Genomic DNA, 23,095 nt, shown 5'->3' with positions numbered 1-23,095 from the left:
TCGCTCCGGAAAGGAGGTGATCCAGCCGCAGGTTCCCCTACGGCTACCTTGTTACGACTTCGCCCCAGTCACTGCGCTCGCCTTAGGCGGCTTGGCCCCTTGCGGGTTCCGACACCGACTTCGGGCGCTCACAGCTTCCATGGCGTGACGGGCGGTGTGTACAAGGCCCGGGAACGTATTCACCGTGGCGTCGCTGATCCACGATTACTAGCGATTCCAGCTTCATGCCGTCGAGTTGCAGACGACAATCCGAACTGAGGCCGGCTTTGGGGATTGGCTCACTGTTGCCAGGTCGCAACCCATTGTACCGGCCATTGTAGCACGTGTGTAGCCCCAGACGTAAGGACCATGATGACTTGACGTCGTCCCCACCTTCCTCCGGTTTGGCACCGGCAGTCCCCCTAGAGTCCCCGGCTTTACCCGCTGGTAACTAAGGGCAAGGGTTGCGCTCGTTGCGGGACTTAACCCAACATCTCACGACACGAGCTGACGACAGCCATGCAGCACCTGTGAATGAGCTCTGAAGAGGGGCCCCTGTTTCCAGAGGCTTGCCCATCCATGTCAAGCCTGGGTAAGGTTCTTCGCGTTGCGTCGAATTAAACCACATGCTCCACCGCTTGTGCGGGCCCCCGTCAATTCCTTTGAGTTTCAGCCTTGCGGCCGTACTCCCCAGGCGGGGGACTTAATGCGTTAGCGCCGGCACTCGGGGGGTCGTTCCCCCAAGCACCTAGTCCCCATCGTTTACGGCGTGGACTACCAGGGTATCTAATCCTGTTTGCTCCCCACGCTGTCGCGCCTCAGCGTCAGCTACTGCCCAGCAGGCCGCCTTCGCCACCGGTGTTCTTCCGGATCTCTACGCATTCCACCGCTACACCCGGAATTCCACCTGCCTCTACAGTGCTCCAGTCCACCAGTTCGCATGGCCGACTCAGGGTTGAGCCCCGAGCTTTCACCACACGCTTAGCAGACCGCCTACGCGCCCTTTACGCCCAGTGATTCCGGACAACGCTCGCACCCTCCGTATTACCGCGGCTGCTGGCACGGAGTTAGCCGGTGCTTCCTCACCCGGTACCGTCAGACTCGTCGAAACGAGCGGTTCGTCCCGGGCAACAGGGGTTTACACACCGAAATGCGTCATCCCCCACGCGGCGTCGCTGCGTCAGCCTTGCGGCCATTGCGCAATATTCCCCACTGCTGCCTCCCGTAGGAGTCTGGGCCGTATCTCAGTCCCAATGTGGCTGGCCATCCTCTCAGACCAGCTACCCGTCAATGGCTTGGTAGGCCGTGACCCCACCAACTACCTGATAGGCCGCGAGCTCCTCGTACACCCCCGGAGGTTTCCTCCCTCAGCGATGCCGCCAAAGGAGCGTATGCGGTATTACCCGGCCGTTGGGCCGGCTATCCCCCAGTGTACGGCAGATTGCTCACGTGTTACGCACCCGTTCGCCGGTTACCCTTGCGGGCCCCCGTGACTTGCATGTGTTAAGCACGCCGCCAGCGTTCGTCCTGAGCCAGGATCAAACTCTCCAATGGTTACCCCTTGGAGCCTTGATAGGCTCTCCCATGCGATCCGCCCACAGGCGATCGACACGGAATCACAAAATTTCAGGTTGATGTCTCGCCAGAGCCCTGATCAGCCCTGGGTCATAAACACCGCCCGCACATCCATCGATCTCTTCCTCGGTTGTCAAATAGCGTCCTGCCATCCTGCGCGTAACCGCTTGCGGCTACACAAGTTCCTGCTTTTTCGTCAGCCGCCGTTCTGGCGGCAGCCTCTTTATTTACCAAGTTGAAGCGAACTTGTCAACCGCCTGTTTCACTTCTTTTCTCGCTGGCCGCGCGCTCAACCGTCCGCGCTTCATGCACCCCAGCGAACCTGGCCTGCCAACGCCGCCGTGCGGCAGTTTTGGCGAAGGGTCGCTATAATCGCCTGCCATCCCGCGAAACGCAACCCCTGTCTGGAAAATCCTTTGACAAATCAGCCGCTGACCGACCGCCTGACTTGTCACCTCCTGCCTGCCGTGCGCACTGCAGAGCTCGCCACGCGAGGAGAAAAAAGCGCGGCGGCCGCTTTCGCGACCGCCGCGAAGTGCACCCTCTAGGACTCGAACCTAGAACCTACTGATTAAGAGTCAGCTGCTCTACCATTGAGCTAAGGGTGCGCGCACCCGAACCCTCGGGTGGAGCACGGTAAGCGGACGCGCCAGGAGGGATTCGAACCCCCGACCAACAGCTTAGAAGGCTGCCGCTCTATCCATCTGAGCTACTGGCGCCTGCACACGCTTGGTCACCCTCTCGGGCACCTGACTGCCACTCACCAACCGCTGATACGGCAGAGTCGGGGCGGCCGGATTCGAACCGGCGACCTCCTGCTCCCAAAGCAGGCGCGATACCGGGCTACGCTACGCCCCGCACATCAGCACCGCCTTCCAGCGGCGGGGTATGTTATCCCCGCCGTGGCGTCGGGTCAACTGGCAGCGGAAAAAAATCCGCCAGCGCGGCGAGCACGGCGCGCACCGCACGCCCCCGATGGCTGACCGCCGCCTTGGCATCGCGTGCCACCTCGGCAAAGGTCGCCTGTAGCTCCTCCGACCAGAAGTACGGGTCGTACCCGAATCCCCCCGTCCCCCTCGGCGACGAAAGCACCTGCCCCGCCGTGCGCCCGTGCGCCACAATGGCCCCCTCCGGCCACGCACACGCCGCCGCACACTCGTAGGCCGCGGCACGAGACGAACGCCCGGCCGCCTCAGCCTCACGCAGGCGTTCCATCAGGTACGCGTTGTTGAACGCATCGAGTGCCGCCCCCTGCAAGGCACTCCCCGACCACCGTTTGCTGTGCACACCCGGGCGCCCGTCGAGGGCCTCCACCGCAAGCCCCGAATCATCGGCGAGCACCAGACGACCCGTACGCGTGGCAAAATACCGTGCCTTGGCCAGGGCATTCTCCTCGAAGCGATCGTACTGCTCGAGTCCCTCTTCGTCGGCCGACTCGACGATGCCCAACGCATCGAGCGTGATCGCGTCCCATCCGTGCGTTGCCAGCAGGGGACCCAGCTCGCGAAGCTTGCCCGCACTGCGCGTCGCGAGCACGATCTGGCGCGGTGCGGCCCCGGCCCTCGCCTCCGTCGTGGTCGCCAGCGACACCGCCGTTACACCGGCATCGGGAGCGGCGCGGCGAGCACCTGCTGCTGCAGCGCATCGAGTTCCCCGATTCCCTGCACCGCCAGATCGAGCAGCCCATCGAGTTCACCGCGGGCAAAGGTGCCGTGCTCGCCCGTCCCCTGCACTTCCACGAACCGCCCCTCGCTGCTCATGACCACGTTCATGTCGACGCCGGCCCGTACATCCTCCTCGTAGTCGAGGTCGAGACGCGCCTCCCCGTCGATCAGCCCCACGCTGATGGCCGCCACACGGCGCCGAACCGGGGAGGCGGGCAACCGCCCCGTGGCCACCATCCACGAGAACGCGTCCTGCACCGCGATACACGCTCCCGTAATGGCCGCCGTGCGCGTGCCCCCGTCGGCCTGCAGCACATCACAGTCGACCTTCACCGTGAACTCGCCGAACGCGAAGCTGTCCAGCATGGCCCGAACGCTGCGGCCAATGAGTCGCTGGATTTCCTGCGTCCGGCCGCCGACCTGCGAGCGTTCGCGCGACACCCGCGTGCGCGTGGCTCGTGGCAGCATGGCGTACTCCGCCGTGACCCATCCTTCGCCAGAGCCTTTCTTCCACCCGGGCACACCACTCTCCACCGACGCGGCACAGAGCACACGGGTGCCGCCGAAGCTCACGAGACACGAGCCCTCGGCGTACGCTACCGCGCCTCGCTCGAGCGTCACCGGGCGCAACGCAGTGTTGAGACGGCCCTGCCGCAGCAGAGCGATTGCCGTTGACGATTCAGCCACGAAGCTTCTCGATGATGGAGGTGGTGGATTGCCCGGGGACCAGCGGAATGACGACGACCCGTCCGCCCCGGGCGGTGACGATATCGGCGCCCACGATCGTATCCGGCGAGTAGTCGCCGCCCTTCACGATCACATCGGGCAGGAGCCGTTGGACCAGCGACAGCGGCGTGTCCTCCTCGAACACCACGACCGCATCGACCGACTCCAGCCCTGCCAACACCAGCGCACGCTCGGCCGTCGAGCGCACGGGTCGCGTCGGCCCCTTCAGGCGGCGCACCGAGGCATCGCTGTTGAGCCCGACAATGAGCGCAGTGCCCTGACGCCGCGCGCCATCGAGCACGTCGATGTGTCCCGGGTGCAGCAGATCGAAGACGCCGTTGGTGAAGACCACGGGACCGGCGAGGCCCTGACGCCACGCTGCCGCCGCCGCCCAATCCATGACCTTGGACGCAGGCGTGCGCGGCGCTGATGGGCCTACCACTGCGACTGCACCCCTTCGACGATGTCCGCCATGATGCTTTCGAGGGCATTCTTGCGCCCGCTCGCCTCGCCCCCCTCCGCATACTGCCCCTCGCGCGACAGTCCCTTGCGGGCCAGCAGCACCCGGCTGGTGGCCGACTCGATGATCTCGATGTCGATGACCAGCTGCAGACGGCGACGATTCGACGCGGTATTGCGCGCGTCGGCCGTGGCGCCGAGTGGCAAGTCCACGTCGTACGTCACGATGGTGCCACGCACCACGAGATCGGCCCGCGCCTCGGGGGCCTCGCGCAGGTTGAGTCGGTCGCGCAGCACCGTCCGCAGTTGGTCGAAGATCTCGCGCTGCAACTCGGGAGCCGCCGTCTGGTTGTCGAAAGGCTGAATGGCCACGGTCTTGAGATTGCGCGGCAAGCCGCCCCCACCGGAGAACCCGTAACAGCCGGCGCACAACGCGATGGCACCGAGGACGAGAAGGGCGCGTCGTGTCAGGGGCCAGCGGTGGGCGTCAACGGCGGCGCCAGATGGCGTCATCAAAAGCCTCAACAATCGTGGTGTCGGAGACGGCAATGGCAAGTCGTCGCTTGCCACGCTCATGAACATACTGCAACCGCAGTGTACCGTCGGCCCCCGGGACCCGAGACATCCACTCGATCACCTTGCCGTCTTCAATACGCTCGACGCGCGTGAGTGCCGTCCCCGTAAAGGCCAGGCGCCAAGCACGGCCGTCGGCGCCGGAGGCATCACGCCCACGCAACTGGCCCAGATCCGCGCGCAGCGTATCGCCATCCATGCGCGCCACCGTATCGCGAGCGGGGGGGACGGCGAGTCGGCCGAGCGACGCCCAGAGCAACGGCACCGGTGGAAGCATGCGCTTGACCAGGTCGATGCCGGGGACCGTCAGTGTGTCACCGACCAGTATCGCGTAGCCACCTGCCATGCCATTGCTGAGGAAGAAATCGAGCCGGGCACGGTCCGGCCCCTGCCGGCGCACCGCGCCGTCACCATTCGCCTCGAAGGTCTCGTCCTTGTACTGCCAGGTGAAGCGCAGGACCGTGGGCACCGTCGAGATGACGGTAGGCGGCAATACGGCGCGCGTTGGCGCCCCCACCAGGGGACGCGCCGCCGGCGCACAGCCGCCCCCCGTGATCGCGAGCACCAGCGCCAGCGGCCCTCCCCAACGCCTGCCCACCCCCGGCGTCATGGCACCCGTACCTGCAGCATCCGATCTCCTCGTACAATGCGGTCCATCACGTCGAAGCCGTCGACCACCTGTCCAAAAACGGTGTAGCCGCCGTCCAGGTGAGGCTGAGTGGAGTGGCACAGGTAGTACTGACTGCCCCCGGTATCCGGACCAGCGGTGGCCAGCCCGAGGCATCCACGCCCGTGCCGCCGGCGGGACCAGCTCTCACGCAGCGAGAAGGGCGGCTCGGGTGCCCCGTCACCGCTGGCGAGGTCGCCATCCTGCACGACGAAGTTCGGTACCACCCGATGGAAGATCGTGTTCCGATACTTCCCTTCGCGGGCAAGGCGCGTAAACGCTTCGACCACGAGTGGCGCCTCGTGCGTGAACAGCTCGATGGTGATGGTCCCGTGGTCTGTGTCGATGAAGGCGCGTGGGCGAGTCGGAGTGCGCCAGTATTGCTCGACCAGGTGCTCGTACTCCTCCAGCGCCCGGGGCACGGGCGCGCCGCTGCGCGGGGGCCGCGCCGCTACCGTCGTGTCGCGCTCCCCCAACCGAGCCCGTGCCTCTCGCCGGACCCGGGGGTCGGCATCGGCCAGCAGGCGACGCGCCAGTGCACTGTCGGGCATGCTGCCGGGGTCTCCACCGCCCAGCGCCGCCACGCGATAGCGCCAGTCGGCACGTCCGGCCCATTCCGCCTCCACACCAGCCACCAGCGGCAGGTGCGAACGGCGCAGGTGCGACAACAGGGCGCGACGCACGGCCAGCAAGGTGTCGGCATCCCACGCCCGCTGCCATCGCGCCACATCACGTCCGGCCGCTTCCGCATAGGCCTCCGCGAGGGCGACGCGCACATTCGGCGCGGGGTCCTTCCAGAGCGAGTCGACGGCATTGGCCATGAGGGGGCCATAGGAGGCGGCGCTTTGCGCGGCGTTGATGCGCACGCGCTCGCTCTCGTCACGCAGGAGTACACGCAGGGCTTCCCGTGCGCGACCGCCAAGCGAGTCACCGGCCGCCAAGCGCGCAAAGGCGCGCGCCGCGTACTGCCGCACCTCCTCGTCGTCGTGGGCCGTCACGGCGAAGAGCGCACGCACGCCCGCCGGAGCGCGCAACCGCGCCACGACATAGGCCGCGGCGCGCACCACCTCGGGGGCGGGATCCTGAAGCCATGGCGTCACGACGGCGATGGGCGCCTCGCGCAGCTTGAAGGTGGCCAACACCAACGCCGCGCGCACCGCCGGCGCTCGCGCAGCAGCCGGACTGCGCGAAACCGCATTCGGCGCCCCGTTACCCAGCGTCTGCACGAGGGCGTCACGTCCCATCTCGCCCACTTCACCCAGCGCCCATGCCGCTTCGCGCGCCACCGCATCGGGTGCCCCCATCACGGCGCGGGCGAGTGCCGGGACCGCTTCGTAATCACGGGCTATGCCAATGGCATACGCCGCATTGGCCGCGATGGCGGTGTCGCCGTCGACCAGCAGCGCGCGCAAGCGCGGGTAGCGCAGGCGGATGCGCGCCTGCCCGATTGCCAGCGCCGTGCGCGCCCGTCGCGTGGCATCGGAATCGGCGAGCAGGCGATCGACGAGTGCCGTATCGGGACGGCGCTGATCGACCATCTCCAGCAATCGCGCATCGGCACTGATGGTGACCGCGGCGGGGACCGCAGCGGTCGCCGGCGCGACGGTGGAGGCTCCGCGGCGCCCGCACGCGGCCAGACCCAGCAGCACGAGGGCGGCGGCCCCCTTCTCCCACCAGGTTCCCGGCCTCATGAGGGTATCGCCGTACGCGCGTCGTCCGCCTTGTCGCCGCGCATCGCCGCCTCCAGCCACGCTCGCACATCCGTACGCAGTGTGCAGGGGCGGCCATCGCGATTGATGCTCACCAGTGATGTGCTCGCGGTGACCAGCAGCTGATCGGCATCCGCCCGCACGATGCGATAGGCGAAGGTCATGCCCCGTGAGCCGACGGACGTGAGCGCGGTATGGACGCGGATGGGATCATCGTACCTGGCGGAGGCGCGAAAGCGGAGCGAGGCGTCGCTCACCGCGAGCAGCACGCCATCTCGTTCGAGGTCGGCGTAGCTGCGCCCCGCGCGACGGATGTAGTCGGTGCGTCCGATCTCACACCAGACGAGGTAGTTGGCATGGTACACCACGCCCATCTGGTCGGTCTCGGCGTAGCGCACCCGGAGTTCAGACACGGTTTCGAAAGCCATGGAAGGATAATGCCAGCCCGAAGGACGTCCCGCACCCTCATTGCGAGGTTTGTCGGTGCTGCGGCGAGGGGTTAGACTGCCTCCGTGCTGCCTACCCCCTGTCATGTCATCGGTGATGTGCATCTGGGTGTCGCCTCGGCGGAATCCGAACGGCGGCTCCTCCGGCACCTGCGCGCCCTTCCCGACCAGGCGCGGTCGCTCATCATCATGGGTGACCTGTTCGACTTCTGGTTCGCCTGGCGTCATGTCATGCCACGCACGGGATTCCGCGTCCTGGCAGCGTTGGCGGATCTGGCGGAGCAGCAGATCCCGGTGGTGTGGATCGGCGGGAACCACGATTGCTGGGGGGGCGAGGCGCTCCGGGCCGAGACGGGGGCGCACTATACGCTGGAGCCGTGGCGCGGTCTGATCGGGCCGTGGGATGCGCTTCTGACGCACGGCGATGGGTTGCGTGAGGTCGAAGACGCACCCTACCGCCGCCTGCGCCGCGTGTTGCGGCACCCGTGGTCCATTGCCGCGTACTCGTGGCTGCATCCGGACTTTGCGACGCGTCTTGCACACGCCAGCTCGAAGACGAGTCGCAAAGGACGCGCCCGGGATGGCGGGGCCGGGTTGCTGGCGGTCGGCACTGCGGCGCTCTCCTCAGCCGGCGGTCCTCGCCTGGCCGTGCACGGGCACTCGCACGTCCCCACGCTGGTGCCCGCCGGCCACGGCATTTATGCCAACGCCGGCGCGTGGTACCTCGACCATCAGTATCTGCGGCTCGAGGATGACCGCATTGCCCGTATGCAGACGCATGACGACGGCACGGCTTCCACGGTGGTGCAGTTGGAGCGTCCGCGCTGACACTGTGCGAACGCAGCGCTCCTCAGAAGCGCAGCGTCGCGACGAACAGCGGCCCGTTGGCCGTTGGGGCGGCGGAGAGCCGGACCGGCAAATCCCACAATTGCGCGGACACAAAGGCGTCGGCGCCAGCAAAGAGGTGGTTGAAGGCCACGGTGGCCAGCCAGTCCTCCACGTGCAGACGACGTGTCCGAATGAGGTCGTCATCGTAGCGACTGCTGAGAATGCCGCTGCGCTGGACCGTGCCCGTATTCGAGACGGTGAACTCCAGCGGCAGCGAATCGGCCAGGAAGCGGCGCGCCTCACGCAGGTCGGCCGAACTCCGGCGCACCATGACGAGCGCGGCCAATTCGACGGCAGCGAACAGGGCACCCGACGAGCCGCGGTCGAGTCGGGACTGGCCGAGCCCCGGCAGGATGGCGGAATACACGAAGGCGCGCCGCGGCGTGAGCGGCGGCGTGAACTGTCCCCGCGGCCGCGTCCCGATGGAGGGAGCGGAGACGCTCGGCGTGGGGGCTGCCGGCGTCAACGTGGTGCGCCCGGAGTCTGCCGACGCGCGCACGCTGTCGCGGGCCTGCGCACCACCGCGCCCGGGGCTGACCGCCAGCAGGAGCAGCAGTCCTGCAATGCCCGCGCGGTGGCGGTGCCTGAGCGTTGGGGGACGGTCAGCCATGCGGCGTGGTACTCCTCAGCGCGCCGGAAGAGCCGCGACGAGCTCCACCTCGACGCTGACATTGCGAGGCAGACCGGCTACGGCCACGGTCGACCGCGCGGGCCGCGCCTCGCCCAGGACGCGCGCATACACCGCATTGAAGGCGGCGAAATCATCCATCGTGCGCAGGAAGCAGGTGGTCTTCACCACATCCGCCCAGGTGACACCGGCGGCGGCGAGCACCGCCGACAGATTGGCGAGCACCTGCTCCGTCTGGGCAGCCACGTCGCCGTCCACGATTTCCATGCGCACGGGGTGCAGCGGGATCTGTCCGGCCGTGAAGAGGAAGCCATTGGCCTTGACGGCCTGAGCGTACGGGCCGATGGCCTTGGGGGCATCATCGGTGTGCAGGATTTCGAGGCTCATGACGTGTGCGTGGCGTAGGTGAGAGCGTTCGGCGGTGGTCACTCGGCGGGCAACCGAAAGAACCGCCGGGTATTGTGCAGGGTGAGTGCCGCGAGCGCTTCGGCTGTGGTAGCGCGCGCCGCGGCGAGTCGCCGGATGGTATGCGGCACCCAGGCCGGTTCGTTGCGCTTGCCGCGGTTGGGGATGGGCGCGAGATACGGGGCGTCGGACTCCACGAGCAGCCTGTCGTCGGGCACCAATGCCAGCAGCGACTCGTCGTGCCAGTTGCGGAATGTGATGATTCCACTGAACGACAGGAACCAGCCCGCGTCGAGGCCGGCCCGGGCCAGGGACGCACTGCCGGTGAAACAGTGCAGCACGCCGCGCACGCCGGCAGAGGCCGCCGCCCGCAGCATGTCTCGCGTATCGTCTTCCGCCTCGCGTGTATGCAGCACGATGGGGCGATCGAGCTCCGCCGCCAGCGCGAGTTGCGCGTCCAGCGTGCGGCGCTGCACCTCACGCGGTGCGTGATCGTAGTGGTAATCGAGTCCGCATTCGCCCACGGCCACGGCCCCAAGCCGTACGGCCTCACGAATGGTCTCCGGGTGCACCGCCGGGTCCCACTGGGCGGCATCATGCGGATGCAGCCCGCAGGTGTGATGCACGAGCCCGGGGAACCGCGCCGCGATGGCTCGTGCCCGCCCGGCGGCCTCCGGCGATTCACCGATACAGACGAGGGCCCGCGCACCTGCTGCGCGGGCCCGGTCGATGACGGCGTCCACCTCATCGGTGAACGCCGTGCTGGCGAGGTGCACGTGGCTGTCGGCGAACGACGTCACGGGCAGGGTCGCCGGGGATTTGCTCACGCGGTCAGCGCGCGGCGAGACGCTCCGTGCCGCGCCCGCCCTTGGTGCTGGGGGGCGACAGGTCCTTGCCGGCCTTGGCCGCCATGGCGGTGGCACTGTCGTCGTTGCGCGGATACTTGGACTCGATCCAGAGCAGGATCGGACCGGCGACATAAATCGACGAGAACGTGGCGACGAAGACGCCGAAGGCCATGACCCACGCGAACGGACGAATGACCTCACCGGCAAGGAGCAGCAGCGCCAGCGTCGCGAGGAGCGTGGTGGCGTGCGTCATGATGGAGCGCGGCAGCGTCTCGTTGATCGACTTGTCGAGCAGCGCCGCCAGCGTCATGCCCTTGTGCGGCTTGCGCAGGTTCTCGCGCACGCGATCGAAGATGATGATCGTGTCGTTGGCCGAGTAGCCGAGGAGCGTGAGGATGGCCGCGACCACCGTGAGCGACACTTCGAGGTTCGTGAGCTTGATGAACGCGAACGTGACGAGGATGTCGTGAGCGGTGGCGAGCACGGCAGCGGCGCCGAAGCGCCAGTCGAACCGGATGGCGAGATAGACCAGCGTGAACAGCGAGGCGATGATCATGGCCGTGGCGGCGCCGGAGCGCAGTTCACTTCCGACCTTGGGCCCCACCGCTTCGGTGCGCACGATGTTCACGTTGCCGGCGCCGAATTGCTGATCGAGCGCCGCCTGGATCTGCTTGGACACGCCCTCGGCGCCCGCGGCCTGCGCCTCGACCTGCTTTTCGTCGCGAGCACGGATGGTGTACTCGAGCGGCCCGCCGTACTGCTGGATTTCGGCCCCGGTGATGCCGGCCTTGTCGAGCGTCCCGCGCACCACGGCCACATCGGGTGCCTGCTTGAACTGCACCTGCATGAGGGTGCCACCCGTGAACTCGATGCTGTAGTTCACGCCACCGGTGATGCCGAAGGTCACGAGCCCCGCCGCGATGAACGCCACGGTGAGGCCGGCCGCCAGCTTCCAGTGCTTGATGAATTCGTACTTGGTGTTGTGGAAGATACGCAGCATGACGGCCTCAGATGCTCAGCGTCTGGGTGCCGCGCGAGCGGTTCAACCAGATCAGGAAGAAGGTCTTGCTCACGAAGATCGCCGTGAACAGCGAGGCGACGAGGCCGGCCACGAGCGTGACGGCGAAGCCGCGAACGGGACCCGTGCCGTACTGATACAGCACCATGCCCGAAAGGATGGTGGCCGCCGAGGTATCGACGATGGCGCTGAGGGCATGGCGGAAGCCCTCGTCGATGGCCAAGCGAACCGACTTGCCCTGATCGAGCTCTTCACGGATGCGCTCGAAAATGAGCACGTTGGCGTCGACGGCAATACCGATGGAGAGCACGAAGCCGGCGAGGCCGGGGAGTGTGAGCACGGCATTGAAGCCGGCGAGCATGGCCATGGTGTAGACCATGTACAGCACGAGCGCGGCCACGGCCAGGGCGCCGGAGAGCTTGTAGTACGCGATCATGATCGCGAGCACGAGGCCGAAGGCCACGATGAGGGCGAAGATGCCCTTGTTGACCGAGTCGTTGCCCAGACTGGCGCCGATCTGGCGCACTTCGGCCACCTTGAGCGGCACGGGCAGGGCGCCGGCGCGCAGCACGAGGGCAAGGTCCTGGGCCGCCTGCAGCGTGCCGCCACCCAACGTGATCTGGCCGTTGCGGCCGATCGCGCTCTGCAGCGTGGGCGCCGTGATGACCTTCTGGTCGAGCACGATGGCCATGTTGTCGCGAATGTGCTTACCCGTTTCCACCTTGAAGCGGCGGGCGCCCTCGTTGTTGAGGGTGAACTGCACCACGTTGCCCTCAACCGGGTCGGTGTTGGGACGGGCATCGGTCAGCACTTCGCCGGTGATGATGGGCCGCGCATCGAGCACGTACAGCGCGCGGAACCGCTGCGCTCCCGTTTCGACCGTGTCCACCACGCCCCAGCGAATCACCTTGCCCGGCGGCATGGCCGCCTGGATGGCCGGCAGTTGCAGCGCGCGATCGATGGCCGGGAAGGCCGTTTCGGAAACGATGTACTGCCCCGGGATCTGCCCGGGCTGCACGTTGTTGGCGAAGAGGCCGCCGGCGACCGGCTTGGCGGCGGCGCTGTCGGTGCCGGTCGTTCCGGCAACGGCGGCACTGTCCTTGGGGGCGCTGTCGCTCTTCTGCGTGAGCAGCGACGTCACCGAGGTGGACTTGGCGGAATCGCCCGCAGCCGGAGTCCCGGCGGCCTGCGACCCGACCGCAATCCCTGCCGCACGAGCGATTTCATCGAACCGCGGCGTGGCCTTCTCGAGGGCGCCGGTTTCGTCGGTGATCTGAAACTCGAGGAAGGCCGACTTCTGCACCACATCCTGCGCACGCTCGGGATCGTCGATGCCCGGCAGTTCGACGATGATGCGGTCATTGCCCACCTTCTGCACGACCGGCTCGGAGACGCCGAATTCGTCGATGCGCTGCCGCACGACCTTCAGCGCCCGATCGAGCGCTTCCGACTTGTTGGCCACCGCCTGCTTGGACTCGTCCACCTCGAGGGTGAGGTGCATGCCGCCCTGCAGATCAAGCCCGCGCTTGAGCGGCACGCGCCGTACGGTGTCGTACACGAACACGCCATCGCGCTTCACCCGTTCAACGACGGTGCGCGGAAAGAGGGCCCATGCAGAGGCCGCGAAGAGTCCCACGATGAGCAGGACGCGGTACTTCAGGTTCGCCATCGATGCCGGTGGCCAAAGGGAATGTCGGCGCGCCCTGGGGCAAGGCGCGGGAAAACGGCGCGAAGTGCGCCAAGCCCCTTAACTTAGGGGCGCAGTGGGTCGTGCGGTAGCCAGTGCCACCCGCGCCTGCGCTTCATCCTCGGCCAGCTGCGCCTTGAGGGCCTCCAGCCCCGGGAAAGGGCGGGTCCCGCGCAAGCGCCCCACGAAATCGAGGCGCACGTGGGCACCGTACCAGTCGCCGCTGGCATCGAACACGTGCGTTTCGATGCGCCGCTGGAAGTCCCCTACCGTGGGACGTGGCCCGAGGTTGAGCATGCCGCCGTACTCGCCGGCCGGTAGCTGGACCCGCACGGCATACACCCCGTCGGGGGGCAGCAGCTTGCGCTCGGGGAGGGGTTCGAGGTTGAGCGTGGGATAGCCGATGGTGCGCCCCCGCTGGTCGCCGCGGACGATACGCCCGGAAATGCTGTACGGACGTCCGAGCCCCGCAGCGGCGCGCGCCAGATCGCCGCCAGCGACGGCGCGCCGGATGGCCGTCGAGCTGATGGCGTGCCCGTCGGGTGTATGCACCGGGGGGAGCACGGTGACCTGAAAGCCCCGTCGGTGGCCCAACTGCCGGAGCACCTCGATGTCCCCCAGGCGTCCGCGACCGAAGCCGTGGTCGTGCCCCACCAGCAGTTCGCGCAGGGCGAAACGGCCCAGCAGCACATCGTCGACGAACTGCTCGGCCTCGAGCGCCGCGAGGCGCGGCGTGAAGGGAAGGACCGCCACATACGAGACCCCCGACTGAGCGAACATCGCCAGCTTCTCGTTGGTGAGGGTGAGCAGCGGCGGCGCGGCGGCCGGGTTGACCACCTCGAGGGGATGCGGATCGAAGGTCACGACCACGCTGGGCAACGACTGCTCCGCCGCCCGGCGCACGAGGGTGGCCAGCACATCCTGATGGCCCCGATGCACGCCGTCGAAGGTCCCCACGGTGACCACGGCGCCATGCTCCAGCGGCAGGCCGATCGGTTCGCCGCGGGGGCTCATGACGCGTCGTCCCCCAACAGGACCACCCGCGGCTGCCAACGGTCGGAGCCCGAGCGGACGGCCATGGCCACCACCTGGCCGTCACGCAACAGCGCGGCCCGCTCCCCACCAACGGTGGCCCGCAGTGGCCGCCCATGACGCAGATCGCGCAGTTGTTCGGCGTCGAGTGGCTGGTGCGCCACCGCGCCCAGCGCGGCCAGTGGTGACCGCAACGTGACGGCGCCGTCGGCGATGGCACCGGGCCCCAGCATGCTCCACGCGACCGCATCGGCCACGTGCGCTGGCCCACTCGCCACCCGGCGCAAGGATTCGCAGTGGGCCGCGGAGCCCAGCGCACGTCCCAGGTCACGGGCGAGGGCGCGAATGTACGTCCCGCTTCCGCAGCGGATGCGGGTGTGGAGGCGGTCGGCGCTGCCATGCAGCCACTCCCAACCGAACACCTCGATGTCGACAGGCGGCAGGTGGACGTGCCTGCCCTTTCTGGCCAGCGCGTATGCGCGCACACCGTCGACATGCTTGGCGGAGAATGCCGGTGGGATCTGGGCGATGCGCCCCGTGAGGCCGGCCTCGGCAGCAAGGCGCACGGCGTTGCCACTCTCGGTAAGCTGCTCGACGGGCGGTGGCGCCACGGTACGCGTGGGCTCTCCCGTGGCGTCGTCGCTGTCCGTTTCGTGGCCGAAGCGGATGACGGCCTCGTACACCTTGGGTTCTCCCACGAGGTACGGCAGCAGGCGCGTGCAGGGGCCGATCGCGAGTACCAGCAGGCCGGTCGCGAACGGATCGAGCGTGCCGGCATGGCCGACCCGCCGGCTGCGCGCTGCACGGCGCACAACGCTTACGATATCATGCGACGAAAGGCCGGCCGGCTTGTCCACGTACAGCAAGCCGGAAGTGAGCGGCGCGGGCGGTGACGGCGGCCCCACCGGCACGGGCGCGTCGACGGTCAGGATTCCGGCGCGCCCGGGGCGGCGGTGGCGTCGCCGCCCGGTGGTTCCTGCTCGCGCTGATCGCGCTCATCGCGAATCTGCGCGAGCAGACTCTCGATGCGCGACGCGCGCGCCACGCTCTCGTCGGTACGGAAGTGGATCTCCGGAGCCGATCGCAGCCGGAGCGTCTTGCCAAGCACCGAACGCAGGTGGCCAGCCACGCTGGCCAGCCCCTCCGTTGTGGACTTCTTGTCGGCTTCGTCACCCATGAGGCTGACGAAGACCGTCGCGTGCCGAAGATCGCGCGTCACATCCACCGCGGTCACGGTGACGAACGCCTTGATGCGTGGGTCCTTCGCGCCTTCCGCCAGGAAGGTCGCGACCTGTTCACGAATCGCTTCGGCGACGCGGTCGGGACGCCGCGGTTCGCCCATGATGCCTCCTCAGGCCCTGGAGGCCTGATCGAGCGTGCGCGCTACTTCCTCGGTCCGGTAGCACTCGAAGACGTCCCCGATCTTGAGGTCGTTGAAGTTCTCGATGCCGATACCGCACTCGTAGCCTTCCTTGACCTCGTTGACGTCGTCCTTGAAGCGACGCAGCGAGGCGATGGCCCCGTCGTAGATCTCGATCCCATCGCGGATGACGCGGATGCGTCCCTTCCGGTTGATGATCCCCGAGCGCACGATGGTACCGGCGATCGTCCCGACGCGGGCCACCTTGAACGTTTCGCGGACTTCGGCCTCACCGAAGACCACTTCACGCTCTTCCGGACGCAGCATCCCTTCGAGCGCCGCCTTCACATCGGCGACCGCCTCGTAGATGATGCGGTAGAGCTTGATGTCGACGCCCTCGCGTTCCGCCGCGTTGCGTGCGTTGTTGTCCGGCCGCACATGGAAGCCGATGATGATCGCGCCGGCCGCCTTGGCGAGCAGGATGTCGCTTTCCGCGATGGCACCGACCGCGCGGTGGATGATTTCCACCTGGACTTCGCTGTTGGACAGCTGCTGCAGCGCGTCGGCCAGTGCTTCCGCCGGCCCGCCCTGGTCGGCCTTGATGACGAGCCGCAGCTGGCGCTTCTGGCCAGCCGAGGCCTGGGACATGAAATCCTCGAGTGACACCACGCCGCGCGTGGTGCGACGGCTCTTGGCCTCCCGATCGAGCCGCTCACGACGCTGCGCGATCTCGCGCGCCGCGGTGGCATCGTCCACCACGAGCAGCTGATCGCCAGCCATGGGCACGCCGGTGAGACCGAGGATCTGCACCGGAATGGCCGGCCCGGCCTGCTTCACCTGCTTGCCACGCTCGTCGAGCATGGCGCGCACGCGGCCGGAGTGGATGCCACAGATGTAGTCGTCCCCGACCTTGAGCGTGCCATTCTGCACGAGCACCGTGGCCACGGGTCCCTTGCCCTGGTCGAGCTGGGCTTCCACCACGGAGCCGACGGCCCGGCGGTTGGGATTGGCCTTGAGCTCGAGGATATCCGCCTGCAGCAGGATCTGATCGAGCAGTTCCGCCACCCCGGTGCCCTTCTTGGCCGAGATTTCCGAGTGCAGGACCGTGCCACCGAAGTCTTCGAGCACGACTTCGTGCTGCAGGAGGTCCTGCTTCACCTTCTCGATGTTCGCGGTCGGCAGATCGACCTTGTTGATCGCGATGATGATGGGGACGCCGGCACTCTTGGCGTGGGAGATCGCCTCGATGGTCTGCGGCATGACCTGGTCATCGGCGGCAATGACGATGACGACGATGTCGGTGACCTGTGCACCGCGGGCACGCATGGCGGTGAACGCTTCGTGACCCGGGGTATCGAGGAAGGTGATGAGGCGCTTGCCGGCGACCTCCACGTGATACGCACCGATGTGCTGCGTGATGCCGCCGGCTTCGCCGGCCACGACGTTCGCCTTGCGGATGTAGTCGAGCAGCGATGTCTTGCCGTGGTCGACGTGCCCCATAATGGTGACCACCGGCGGGCGCGGACGGAGATCCTCTTCGCGGTCCTCTTCCCCCTGATCGGGGACATCGGCGGCGTAGTCGGATTCCTTGACGGCCTGGAAGCCGAACTCGCCAGCGATGAGCTCGATCTGGTCGAAGTCGAGTCGCTGGTTGATGGTGACCATCAGCCCGAGCGACTTGAAGGCGAAGCCCACGATCTGCGTGGCGGAAATGCCCAGGATTTGCGCGAGTTCGGAGACCGTAATGAACTCGTTCACGCGCACCGTCTTGCGCTCGCGCTCCGCCGCCGCCTGCCGCTGTTCCTCGGCCTCGGCGCGCATTTCGGCACCGAAGCGACGCCCTGGGCGGCCACGCGTGGGCGCGCCGCGCATGGCGGTCATGGTCTTGGTGATGTTGGCCGACACCGCTTCCTGATCGACCGCGCCGCGCTTGCCCTTCTTCCCGCGCCGCTGCTGGTTCTGGCCGCCGGGTTGGGCCATGCCGCCCCCCTGCGGCTGCCCACCGGCACTGCTCCCGGCGTGCTGTCCCCCGCCATGCTGCGGCGGTGCCCCGCCGGGGCGACGATCGTCGCGGCGCTGCCCCTGTGACAGCCCACCGCCAGGTGCAGCGGAGGCAATGGGACGCGCCGAACCGAAGTTGGGGCTGGCGCTGGCAACTGGCCGCGGACGCGGCGCACCGGGCACGACCGGCCGCGGGCGCGGGCGGTCTGCCGGCAAGCTCGGGGCCGATGGGGCCGCCGGGGCGGCCACCACCGGCTCCGGGCCGGCAGCCGGCACCGGCGCGGCACTCGTCGTTGCCGGTGTTGCCGCGGCCGCAGCGGGCGGCTCAGGTGCGACGGCCGTGACCGGCGCGGGCGTCTCCGGCTTCTGCGGGGGTTGAGCGGGCGCGGGGACGATTGCGGGCGGCTCCGCCGCGGGTGGCCGCGTGTCCACCGCCGGCGCGGCGGATGCGACAGGCGCCGATGCGGCGGTATGTGCCGCCGGCGTCTCGACGGGCGCGGCCGCTTCGACCGCGGGGCGCTCGGCCTTCCGCGCCGGGACAGGCGCGATATCGGGAGCCGGCTCAGGCTCAGGAGCGGCCGGCACGGGAGCGGCGGCCGATTCGGCAGCCGCAACCTCGGCTTCGTGGTGCTCGGCCACATCGGCGGCGCGACGACGGCGCACGGCCGGCGTTGGCGACGCCGCTTCGGGCTCGGGAGTGGCAACGGCCTCTGCGGCCGTCGTGCGACGACGGCGCGGGGCGGCCGCAGGCGCCGGCTGCGCCTTCTCGGCGCGCAGCCGTTTCTCGCGCTCCCAGCGGGCGCGAATTCGCGAGACCTGATCATCGGTCAGCAGCGACAAATGGCTGCGAACCGGGACATCCATCTGGCGCAGCAGTGCGATCACCTCGTCCGCCGAGATGCCGAACTCACCCGCCATGTCATGCACACGAAGCTTGCTCAACCCGTCCTCCTACCGCGAAACGCGCGTCGCGTCGCCTGCCGGGGCTGCCCCGGCTACGGCGCCACGGATTCCGCGCGCCAGCGCCTGATCTACGATCCCTATGGCCGCCGTGATATCCCGTCCCACAGCGCCTCCCAACTCGGCCGCACTCGGCCACTCCACCATCTCCACCCCCCGGGCCCGCAGGACCGGGATCACCTTGTCGAGCGAATGCCGGGACACGTCGCGCGCCACCAGCACCAACTGCACACTGCCCTTCTGTGCGGCGAGCCGGACCTGCTCTGCGCCCACCACCACCAACCGGCCTCTCGCCCCCAAGCCCACCAGCCCGAGCACCTTGCGGCGCACCGTGTCGGTCAGCGCGGACGACCCGCCGTCGGATGCACTCACGCCTCGCGACCGCCCTCGTCGTCCTCGGTGGTGAGTTCGTCGATGATGGCCATGATGCGATCGGCCTCCTCGGGCGCAATGCCAGGCAACCGCAGCAGATCATCCCGATCGAGATCGAGGATGTCGTTGAGGGTACGGTATCCCGCTTCGGCCAGCACCGCGACCGTGGCCGTTTCGAGTCCCTCGATTTCGTTGAGCGGCACGTCGGCTTCGGCGTCATCCGGCAGTGGCGCGAAGAGGGGCGATTCCCCGCCCTTTTCCATCCACTCCCGGCTCGAGTACAGATCGATCTTCCACCCCGTCAGTTCGGACGCCAGTCGCACGTTCTGCCCGTTGCGACCGATTGCCAGCGACAGCTGGTCCTCGTCGACGACGGCCTGGATGGTGCGCGAGACCGCATCGCTGAACACCCGCGCTACCCGTGCAGGGGCCAGCGCCAGCTTGGCGAACCGTTCAGGGTCGGGAGACCAGGGTACGATGTCAATGCGCTCGCCGCCCAGTTCATTCACGACCGCCTGCACGCGCGCCCCTTTGAGGCCCACGCACGCCCCGACCGGGTCGACCGCTTCGTCGCGCGAGGTGACCGCAATCTTGGTGCGGCTGCCAACCTCGCGTGCCGCGGCCTTGATCTCGACGATCCCCTGCTGGATTTCCGGCACCTCGAGCTTGAACAGCGCCTGCACGAACAGGGCGTCGGAGCGGCTCAGAATGAGGCGCGGCCCCTTGGGCGTATCCTCAACCCGCTTGAGCACGGCGCGCACCGGCTCGCCCTGATGGTAGTGCTCCCGGTGATTCTGCTCGCGGTACGGGATGATGGCCTCGGCCTCCCGGAACTTGTTGAGCATGACCACCAGCTTGCCGCGCTCGATCTGCTGGACTTCGCCCGACAGCAGGTCACCGACTCGCCCCGCGAACTCGTCGCGGATACGCGTGCGCTCGCCTTCGCGAACCCGCTGGATGATGCGCTGCTTCGCCGCCTGGACCGCCGTGCGCCCGAACTCCATGAAGTCGACCGGGATTTCCATGACGTCGCCGACCTGGAATTCCGGGTCCATGAAGCGCGCTTCCTCGACGGTCACCTCACGCGACTCGTCGGTGACCTCTTCCACGACCGTCTTGAGCAGCACGATGCGAATGGCGCCCTTGGCTTCGTCGATGTCGATTTCCGCCTGGACGTTGGCCCCGTGCTTCTTGGCCAGAGCGGCAAGAATGCCGTCCTGGAGAAGCCCGTGAAGCTCCTCGCGCGTGATCTGCTTGAGGTTCGACAGCTCACGTAACGCTGTGAGAATTTCCGCCGATCCGGCCATCCGTCTCCCCTATCGTTTCCAGTGAAACGCCAATCGCGCCTGCGTGATCTCACGAAGCGGCACGTGCACCTCCCGCCCCTTCGGATCCCGCACCACCGCGACTTCAGCGCCTGCCTCGCCATCGAGCGCGAGGATCTCGACTTCCTGTTTTCCACCTGCCAGCAAAGGGCTCGTCACCGTGGCCCGACGCCCGATAAACCGGCGCCATTCCGCGGCGTTCCGGAGCGGACGATCCGCTCCGGGTGACGACACCTCCAACACATACTGCTCGGCAACCAGCGCGTCGGCCTCCAGTCGGGCTTCGAGAGCTCGGGACGCCCGCGCACAATCGTCGATCGTAATCTTTTCCCCGTCTCGCCGATCAATTCGGATTTCCAGCACAGGACGGGCCCTGGACCCACCCCGCCGTAGCTCGACCAGGTCGAAGCCCAACGTGTCAAGTTCTTGCGCGACAATGGGTTCGATGGACTCGCTCACCTGCTGACCTCCGGCCGACCGCGGACCGCTTCCTGCACCATGAACGTGCGGAACCCCCAGAGAACAAAAAAGTGTGGGGGCCATCCCCACACTTCTTCCGCCCGCGGTGAGCGAGCGATATCACGAAGAGGTTCCGTCTCAGATTCGCAAGCTAGGGACCGGGTGTGGCCGGGTCAAGATGACAGGCGTGCCCTGTCCCCTTTTCGGACGCTCCGGACGACGCGCCCCGCGCACCCATCCCGTCAGGACAGAGCAATGATGCCCAGCATGCGACCCGCATCGCCGCCGCGGTGCGAGAAGTAGCGGTCCTGGTGACAACGCGAACACCCTGCGGCCGTACGGACTGTGGCGACATGGCGTCGGGCCGCCTGTTTGGCGAGGACCGCTCGGACATCGAGCAACCCCTTGCCGTGATGCGCCCCGCCATGCACAGCCTGCAGAACCTCGGGCCCCACCTCATAGCACCGGCCACAGATGGACGGACCGAGCCAGACCCCGCATTCCTCTTCAGGGAAACCGAGCGCCGCGAGCGCGTCGAACCCACGGTCGAGAATGCTGGCGGCGGTCCCGCGCCATCCGGCATGCAGGGCAGCAATCGCGCCACCCGGATGCCAGAGCAAGACCGGTGTGCAGTCGGCCACCGTGACCGCGAGCGCGGTGCCGTGAGCAACGGTCACGTGGCCGTCGGCGTCCATCCCCCGAAGCCACCCGCGCCACCCAGCCCCATGCGTCATCACCTCGGCGCCGTGCACCTGGTGTGCGGTCGCAAGCCGCTCTATCCCGAGGTCGCCGAGGTCCGCCAACAACGCCCCCCACCGCCCCATGACGGCACCGACCGGTTCGCCGTTCCCCAGGCCGAACGACCCGTTGGCCTTGGTCGTGGTCCAGCCGCGGATACCGGTGGGCAAACCGTCGACTGGCTCGGCAAGATGGAGCGTGCGCGGCGTCATGCGCGGCCGGCCGACGTCAGTGGGCGCTCAACTCGACCCGCTTGATGCGGGCCCCCAAGGCGCCGAGCCGCGACTCGATGCGCTCATACCCCCGCTCGATCTGCTGTGCGTTGTTGATGATGCTCGTCCCATCGGCACAGAGCGCGGCCAGCAGCATCGCCATGCCCGCGCGGATGTCGGGCGATTCCACGGTCCCCCCGCGCAGCTGCGTGGGCCCCGACACGATGGCGCGGTGCGGATCGCACAGCACGATGCGCGCGCCCATGCCCACCAGCTTGTCGGTGAAGTAGAGACGTGATTCGAACATCTTCTCGTGAAAGAGGATCATGCCTTCGCACTGGGTGGCGGCAACGATGGCGATGGACATGGTGTCCGCCGGAAACGCCGGCCACGGCTGGTCCTCGAGCTTGGCCACATGCCCGCCAAGATCCGTCTGCATGCGTCGCGACTGTTCCGCCGGGACGAGGAGATCGTCGCCCTCCACCTCGCAGCGGATGCCGAGTTTCTCGAATCCCAGCAAGGTGCTGCGCAGATGCTCCACCCCTGCCCGCTCGATGCGCAGCGCGGAGCGCGTGACCGCCGCGAGACCGATGAACGACCCCACTTCGATATGATCCGGGCCGATCTCGTGCGTCGCGCCGCCCAGCGGCAACCCGCCCTCGATGGTATACACGTTCGACCCGATCCCCTCGATGCGCGCGCCCAGCGCCACGAGAAAGCGCGCCAGATCCTGCACGTGCGGCTCACTCGCGGCATTGCGCAACGTCGTGCGCCCCCGGGCCGCCACGGCCGCCACCAGTGCGTTTTCCGTGGCCGTGACGCTGGGCTCATCGAGAAAGACATCGGCGCCGATCAGCCCGGCGGTGTCGAAGCGGAAGCGCGCACCGAGCTCATACGTGGCCCCCAGCGCCTGCAGCACATGGAAGTGCGTGTCGAGACGCCGGCGGCCGATGACGTCGCCCCCCGGTGGCGACAGCGTGACGGTGCCACAGCGCGCCAGCAGCGGCGCCGCGAGCAGGATGGACGCCCGAATGCGGGCGCACATGGCGGGGTCGAGATCGGCCGCGCGCACCGTGTGGGCATGGATGCGCAGGGAGTTCTCGCCGGTCCATTCGCAGGTGGCACCAGTGGTACGAATGAGCTCCACCAGCGTTTCGATGTCGCGGATGCGCGGCACGTTGTGCAACTGCACCGGCTGGTCGGTAATGAGTGCGGCGGCCACGATCGGGAGCGCGGCATTCTTGTTGCCTGCGGGACGAATCGCCCCCTGGAGGCGCTGACCACCTTCAACGATGTATTGGACCGCAGACATGAGTCGGGAGCGGGACGCGGGAGTTCGGGGAACCGGACCTTTCAAGGTTAGT

21 protein-coding genes, 3 tRNA genes, 1 rRNA gene and 1 pseudogene are annotated in these 23,095 nt (G+C 67.8%); 1 reads left to right on the top strand and 25 read right to left on the bottom strand.

Translation table 11 applies throughout. The features are described 5' to 3' along the window. Positions 1 to 9 precede the first annotated feature (9 nt). The 11 genes and pseudogenes from LW840_RS14310 to LW840_RS14260 form a co-directional block, all read right to left on the bottom strand. A 16S ribosomal RNA gene (locus LW840_RS14310) occupies positions 10 to 1,533 on the bottom strand. A gap of 557 nt (positions 1,534 to 2,090) precedes the next feature. Next, positions 2,091 to 2,162, bottom strand: a tRNA-Lys gene (locus LW840_RS14305). Positions 2,163 to 2,199: 37 nt separating this feature from the next. Next, positions 2,200 to 2,273, bottom strand: a tRNA-Arg gene (locus tag LW840_RS14300). A 65-nt stretch (positions 2,274 to 2,338) separates the two neighbouring features. Further along, positions 2,339 to 2,412, bottom strand: a tRNA-Pro gene (locus LW840_RS14295). Positions 2,413 to 2,445: 33 nt separating this feature from the next. Then, a complete protein-coding gene (locus LW840_RS14290; protein WP_291263028.1) occupies positions 2,446 to 3,144 on the bottom strand; it encodes a non-canonical purine NTP pyrophosphatase in 699 nt (232 codons plus the stop codon). A 5-nt stretch (positions 3,145 to 3,149) separates the two neighbouring features. Continuing rightward, the gene (gene rph / locus LW840_RS14285) at positions 3,150 to 3,905 is read right to left on the bottom strand and encodes a ribonuclease PH (protein WP_291266143.1); all 756 of its coding nucleotides are present in this window, start codon (positions 3,903 to 3,905) and stop codon (positions 3,150 to 3,152) included. Next, positions 3,898 to 4,326, bottom strand: a pseudogene (gene rfaE2 / locus LW840_RS14280) (D-glycero-beta-D-manno-heptose 1-phosphate adenylyltransferase); the annotation flags it as partial. The pseudogene rfaE2 and the gene rph, both read right to left, overlap by 8 nt. A 53-nt stretch (positions 4,327 to 4,379) precedes the next feature. Continuing rightward, positions 4,380 to 4,916 (bottom strand): LPS assembly lipoprotein LptE, encoded by a 537-nt coding sequence (gene lptE / locus LW840_RS14275; RefSeq protein ID WP_291263025.1) that lies wholly within the window; start codon positions 4,914 to 4,916, stop codon positions 4,380 to 4,382. Continuing rightward, a complete protein-coding gene (locus LW840_RS14270) occupies positions 4,891 to 5,586 on the bottom strand; it encodes a hypothetical protein (protein ID WP_291277221.1) in 696 nt (231 codons plus the stop codon). The genes lptE and LW840_RS14270 overlap by 26 nt, the downstream gene beginning before the upstream one ends. Beyond that, entirely contained in the window at positions 5,583 to 7,334 is a 1,752-nt protein-coding gene (locus tag LW840_RS14265) for a peptidylprolyl isomerase (RefSeq protein ID WP_291277220.1), read from the bottom strand. Before LW840_RS14265 ends, LW840_RS14270 begins: the two co-directional genes overlap by 4 nt. Then, positions 7,331 to 7,780 (bottom strand): thioesterase family protein, encoded by a 450-nt coding sequence (locus LW840_RS14260; protein ID WP_291266147.1) that lies wholly within the window; start codon positions 7,778 to 7,780, stop codon positions 7,331 to 7,333. Before LW840_RS14260 ends, LW840_RS14265 begins: the two co-directional genes overlap by 4 nt. 84 nt (positions 7,781 to 7,864) lie before the next feature. Between LW840_RS14260 and LW840_RS14255 the strand changes: the two genes are divergently transcribed. Beyond that, on the top strand, positions 7,865 to 8,626 hold the full coding sequence (locus LW840_RS14255) for a UDP-2,3-diacylglucosamine diphosphatase (RefSeq protein ID WP_291266148.1): 762 nt from the start codon (positions 7,865 to 7,867) through the stop codon (positions 8,624 to 8,626). 22 nt (positions 8,627 to 8,648) lie between these two features. On the opposite strand, the gene LW840_RS14250 is transcribed toward LW840_RS14255, so the two are convergent. The 14 genes from LW840_RS14250 to murA all read right to left on the bottom strand — a co-directional run bounded on the left by LW840_RS14250 (position 8,649) and on the right by murA (position 23,043). Beyond that, positions 8,649 to 9,296, bottom strand: a complete 648-nt coding sequence (locus tag LW840_RS14250) for a hypothetical protein (protein WP_291273507.1) — start codon at positions 9,294 to 9,296, stop codon at positions 8,649 to 8,651. Between the two features lie 15 nt (positions 9,297 to 9,311). After that, entirely contained in the window at positions 9,312 to 9,701 is a 390-nt protein-coding gene (locus tag LW840_RS14245) for a RidA family protein (protein ID WP_291263019.1), read from the bottom strand. Positions 9,702 to 9,739: 38 nt separating this feature from the next. Next, positions 9,740 to 10,546 carry a TatD family hydrolase gene (locus LW840_RS14240; protein WP_291273506.1) on the bottom strand — a complete coding sequence of 269 codons (807 nt, stop codon included), beginning with the start codon at positions 10,544 to 10,546 and terminating at the stop codon, positions 9,740 to 9,742. Between the two features lie 4 nt (positions 10,547 to 10,550). Beyond that, entirely contained in the window at positions 10,551 to 11,567 is a 1,017-nt protein-coding gene (gene secF / locus LW840_RS14235; RefSeq protein ID WP_291268067.1) for a protein translocase subunit SecF, read from the bottom strand. Positions 11,568 to 11,574: 7 nt separating this feature from the next. Continuing rightward, complete coding sequence (gene secD / locus LW840_RS14230; RefSeq protein ID WP_291263016.1) at positions 11,575 to 13,254, bottom strand: protein translocase subunit SecD; 1,680 nt, start codon at positions 13,252 to 13,254, stop codon at positions 11,575 to 11,577. A 78-nt stretch (positions 13,255 to 13,332) separates the two neighbouring features. Next, on the bottom strand, positions 13,333 to 14,286 hold the full coding sequence (locus LW840_RS14225) for a bifunctional riboflavin kinase/FAD synthetase (RefSeq protein WP_291268066.1): 954 nt from the start codon (positions 14,284 to 14,286) through the stop codon (positions 13,333 to 13,335). Further along, positions 14,283 to 15,209, bottom strand: a complete 927-nt coding sequence (gene truB / locus LW840_RS14220) for a tRNA pseudouridine(55) synthase TruB (protein ID WP_291277224.1) — start codon at positions 15,207 to 15,209, stop codon at positions 14,283 to 14,285. Before truB ends, LW840_RS14225 begins: the two co-directional genes overlap by 4 nt. 20 nt (positions 15,210 to 15,229) lie before the next feature. Continuing rightward, on the bottom strand, positions 15,230 to 15,646 hold the full coding sequence (gene rbfA / locus LW840_RS14215) for a 30S ribosome-binding factor RbfA (protein WP_291268065.1): 417 nt from the start codon (positions 15,644 to 15,646) through the stop codon (positions 15,230 to 15,232). A gap of 9 nt (positions 15,647 to 15,655) precedes the next feature. After that, on the bottom strand, positions 15,656 to 18,607 hold the full coding sequence (gene infB / locus LW840_RS14210; protein WP_291277219.1) for a translation initiation factor IF-2: 2,952 nt from the start codon (positions 18,605 to 18,607) through the stop codon (positions 15,656 to 15,658). Positions 18,608 to 18,616: 9 nt separating this feature from the next. Further along, a complete protein-coding gene (locus LW840_RS14205) occupies positions 18,617 to 18,997 on the bottom strand; it encodes a ribosomal L7Ae/L30e/S12e/Gadd45 family protein (RefSeq protein ID WP_291263012.1) in 381 nt (126 codons plus the stop codon). After that, positions 18,994 to 20,304, bottom strand: coding sequence for a transcription termination factor NusA (gene nusA, locus LW840_RS14200; protein ID WP_291263011.1), 1,311 nt, complete (start codon positions 20,302 to 20,304; stop codon positions 18,994 to 18,996). Before nusA ends, LW840_RS14205 begins: the two co-directional genes overlap by 4 nt. Positions 20,305 to 20,313: 9 nt before the next feature. Beyond that, complete coding sequence (gene rimP, locus LW840_RS14195) at positions 20,314 to 20,781, bottom strand: ribosome maturation factor RimP (RefSeq protein ID WP_291263010.1); 468 nt, start codon at positions 20,779 to 20,781, stop codon at positions 20,314 to 20,316. Between the two features lie 242 nt (positions 20,782 to 21,023). After that, positions 21,024 to 21,731: a polyphenol oxidase family protein gene (locus tag LW840_RS14190; RefSeq protein WP_291277218.1), complete on the bottom strand. Its 708-nt coding sequence runs from the start codon at positions 21,729 to 21,731 to the stop codon at positions 21,024 to 21,026. A 16-nt stretch (positions 21,732 to 21,747) separates the two neighbouring features. After that, positions 21,748 to 23,043, bottom strand: coding sequence for a UDP-N-acetylglucosamine 1-carboxyvinyltransferase (gene murA / locus LW840_RS14185; protein ID WP_291263008.1), 1,296 nt, complete (start codon positions 23,041 to 23,043; stop codon positions 21,748 to 21,750). Between the last annotated feature and the right edge of the window lie 52 nt (positions 23,044 to 23,095).

It is taken from the genome of Gemmatimonas sp., assembly GCF_021298855.1.
Classification (GTDB): Bacteria; Gemmatimonadota; Gemmatimonadetes; order Gemmatimonadales; family Gemmatimonadaceae; genus Gemmatimonas.
Note: the sequence above shows the minus strand (reverse complement) of the source record. Positions and strands in the feature narration are given on the sequence as shown.

Excerpts from the sequence above, each read along its gene's own strand:
- lptE (WP_291263025.1), bottom strand. The coding sequence starts at position 4,916 with ATGACGCCATCTGGCGCCGCCGTTGACGCCCACCGCTGGCCCCTGACA.
- LW840_RS14270 (WP_291277221.1), bottom strand. The coding sequence starts at position 5,586 with ATGACGCCGGGGGTGGGCAGGCGTTGGGGAGGGCCGCTGGCGCTGGTG.
- LW840_RS14265 (WP_291277220.1), bottom strand. The coding sequence starts at position 7,334 with ATGAGGCCGGGAACCTGGTGGGAGAAGGGGGCCGCCGCCCTCGTGCTG.
- LW840_RS14260 (WP_291266147.1), bottom strand. The coding sequence starts at position 7,780 with ATGGCTTTCGAAACCGTGTCTGAACTCCGGGTGCGCTACGCCGAGACC.
- LW840_RS14250 (WP_291273507.1), bottom strand. The coding sequence starts at position 9,296 with ATGGCTGACCGTCCCCCAACGCTCAGGCACCGCCACCGCGCGGGCATT.
- LW840_RS14245 (WP_291263019.1), bottom strand. The coding sequence starts at position 9,701 with ATGAGCCTCGAAATCCTGCACACCGATGATGCCCCCAAGGCCATCGGC.
- secF (WP_291268067.1), bottom strand. The coding sequence starts at position 11,567 with ATGCTGCGTATCTTCCACAACACCAAGTACGAATTCATCAAGCACTGG.
- secD (WP_291263016.1), bottom strand. The coding sequence starts at position 13,254 with ATGGCGAACCTGAAGTACCGCGTCCTGCTCATCGTGGGACTCTTCGCG.
- LW840_RS14225 (WP_291268066.1), bottom strand. The coding sequence starts at position 14,286 with ATGAGCCCCCGCGGCGAACCGATCGGCCTGCCGCTGGAGCATGGCGCC.
- rbfA (WP_291268065.1), bottom strand. The coding sequence starts at position 15,646 with ATGGGCGAACCGCGGCGTCCCGACCGCGTCGCCGAAGCGATTCGTGAA.
- nusA (WP_291263011.1), bottom strand. The coding sequence starts at position 20,304 with ATGGCCGGATCGGCGGAAATTCTCACAGCGTTACGTGAGCTGTCGAAC.
- LW840_RS14190 (WP_291277218.1), bottom strand. The coding sequence starts at position 21,731 with ATGACGCCGCGCACGCTCCATCTTGCCGAGCCAGTCGACGGTTTGCCC.
- murA (WP_291263008.1), bottom strand. The coding sequence starts at position 23,043 with ATGTCTGCGGTCCAATACATCGTTGAAGGTGGTCAGCGCCTCCAGGGG.